The 3004-nt window shown below is 54.4% G+C and carries 1 protein-coding gene; it reads right to left on the minus strand.

Annotation, left to right across the window (positions count from 1 at the left end):
- Window positions 1-7 precede the first annotated feature (7 nt).
- Window positions 8-2512, minus strand: coding sequence for a hypothetical protein (locus tag AB5Z02_RS14925; RefSeq protein WP_368216334.1), 2505 nt, complete (start codon window positions 2510-2512; stop codon window positions 8-10).
- Window positions 2513-3004 lie beyond the last annotated feature (492 nt).

Consider the following 3004-nt stretch of genomic DNA (forward strand, 5'->3'; position numbering starts at 1 on the left):
CTGCTTATCAGAACTTCAGCTCGTAGCTCAGTTGCACACTGCCATCCACGCCCTGATTGCCATATTCAGCCTGGCTAGCCTTCACATTCAGCCCTACGGTGCCAGCCTGCTCCAGCTCATAGCCAACACCCACTGCCGCGTAAGGACGCATATCATTGCGCTCAAGCTCGGCACTCACCGCAAACTCCTGCATCCCTTCACCCAAGCTGAATATGTCGCTTCTGCCCTTGAGCGTCACCGGGTTCACATCCAGGTCCATCTCGACCCCTGTATCCAGTTTCAGGGTCACTCCCTTCGCCAGTGCGGTCTCGCCTTTCACACCCACCTTGCCCACTGTGCTCTTGTCTTTCACCTTGTCGTGCTCGACATCAAACACCAGTCGCTCACCACCTTCACGGTAACCGTCTCGGCTGGTGATAAAGTGGGTCACTTCGGCATGAGGCGTCACCTTCCAGTCTGCCACCTCTACGCCATAGCCCAGGTAACCCCGCACAGCCACGCTCTTCACATCAGCCTTGCCTTTACCGTGTTGCACATTGGCAAGACCATCACCACGCACAAACTCACCACGCTGTTCGCCGTAGCCCAGCGACACGCCGGCTTGCACTCCGGTCTCGTCTGCCCCTTGCGAGAAGTGCAGGTAGCTACCTACGCCCACACCGCTGTCGAGCTCCGCACCACCGCGCTCAGTCAGCAACTGGTTATCCAGTGATGAGCCAAACATCGAGGCGGTCACCCCGGCGGTGAGTTGGTCGGTGAGGCCGTAGCCATACGCCAGCGACAGTTGCGGTGCAACCTGATAATCCAGCTCTGTCGGGGCGTCAGTCACCTTGCTCAGTTCGCCCGCCACACGCAGGCACTGCTGACCTTCGGCACCGCTGACACAGGCGTTGTCCAGCTGACGGCCCAGTGAGCGCTGCTGGGCGCGGAAGGCCTGTTCGGTCTGGGCGGCCAGAATCGGCATCGAGTCAAACAGATAGCCCAAATCCTGCATTACACCACCGCTACCCTCGCGACCCGGATCAGGCTGAGGCTCGGGCTGATTGGCCACTTCTCCGCCCGGCTCGACTGGCGGAACAAGGGGGACAACCGGAGCAGTGGGGGGATCGACCGGCTCAGTCGGTGTATCGATTGGATCAGTAGGTGGGTCAACCGGATCGATCGGCGGCGTCACCGGCTTAAAGGCGCGCCAGACAAAAACTCTTAGCGGCTTATTAGCCCCCGTACTACTCTCCCCCAGCACCGTCGTTCCATCCCCAGAAATAGTCCTTGCACTGGAAAAGTTCCCACCAAGTGTCCCCAAGCTGGTGATACCTGAGTCACCTTCACGATGAATAAAAGCCCACTTTCGATTACTGTAGTCCCCGGCCAGCACTACATCGTGGTCTGCAGTCCCAACCACTACTTTGCCATCATCAGAGACTCCCACTGCCGAAGAACTACCTTGGTTGCCAGCTCTGAATGTGCCGAGACCTGTCAGGCGTACATCGCCTTCGCTATGACGAAACGCATGCATAGTACCAGAATCGGTCCCAGCCTCACCCACCACTACCCGACCATTTGCTGAGACTGAGGTTGCTTTCGACGACCCAAGGTTATCTGTGCGAAGAGAGCCCAAGCGAGTCAATCTCGGATCACCTTCATTGTGGCGAAATGCACTTATCTGTGACATATCTAACCCATAACTTGCCTGGCCAACCACCACTCGTCCATCGGCTGAAACGGCAACCGCCGTCGAGGTGCCCGCATTACCAGCCATAAACGTGCCAAGATCCGTCATCCGCGGATCACCTTTTCTGTGACGAAACGCGCGGGTTTTCTGATAACCGGAATCAGTGTCTGCGAAACCGACGATTACTTGGCCATCACGTGATATCGCCTCTGCAGTAGACTCTCCCTTTTTATCTATTCGCAGCGAACCCAAATCTGTTAACTTGCCGTTACCGTCATCGTAGCGAAATGCGCGAGCACTCCCATCATCAGTGGCAGAAATTCCAGTAATCACACTACCATCAGCAGACACTGCATCAGCACGGGAGAAACCAGTGTTATCTTTTTTAAGTGTGCCCAAATCGGTGATCTTGTCCTCGCCTTGTACATGGCGAAAAGCACGCCACGCATAATCTCCGCCTTTCTCTGCACGACCAACAATCGTGCGGCCATCAGCAGAAACTGCATGCGCATAAGAACGCCCGCTGTTATTGGCATTGAGCGTCCCTAAATCCTGTATGGTCCCCGTCACCACGTCATATCGAAATGCGTGATGGTACTGCCAGCCCATGCCATATTCAGAATAACCTGCGACAACATTGCCATCGGCAGATATGAGAATATTCGTATAATCAAGACCATATTCCGAAACCGCTGCATTATTTCCACTAGGTAGCAAGGAACCAATATCACTCATCTCACCATTGGCAACCTCGATAGCCCGCGCCTGCTGGCTGGCCAGCGAAACACCGATGGCCAGTGCCAAGGTGCTTAATGTCATCACGGCATTTGCTTTGTTCATAACTAACCTCTTGCAACCGGTATGCGCTATGCACACCCGTTATCACTAAAACCAGACCACCAATTGGTGGACCGACAACAAAATAGCGCCGCTGCGCATCACGATAACTTCGCTAAGCGGTCTGCATGTGTTGCATTGATATGGCGTGAACTGCCATGACTACCGAGATTGCCTGACCAAGTAATGGCTGGATGTTGTTCCCAAACGCTCTCGGGTCTCTCATCCATGAAAGGGGGTATCAAATACATCTGAGGCTATTTTTTCATCACTACCACCAGTCGTATGTAGGGCAATTCCTATGAGTGAGTAGTCATATTCCCTTTGCTATATCCCAACAAAAAAGCCGGCCTCTCTCGAGGCCGGCTTTGATATTTACTCTCCGGTTTTACTTCTTGCACTGCTTATCAGAACTTCAGCTCGTAGCTCAGTTGCACACTGCCATCCACGCCCTGATTGCCATATTCAGCCTGGCTAGCCTTCACATTCAGCCCT

It is taken from the genome of Aeromonas sp. R2-3, from assembly GCF_040908375.1.
Classification (GTDB): Bacteria; Pseudomonadota; Gammaproteobacteria; order Enterobacterales; family Aeromonadaceae; genus Aeromonas; species Aeromonas veronii.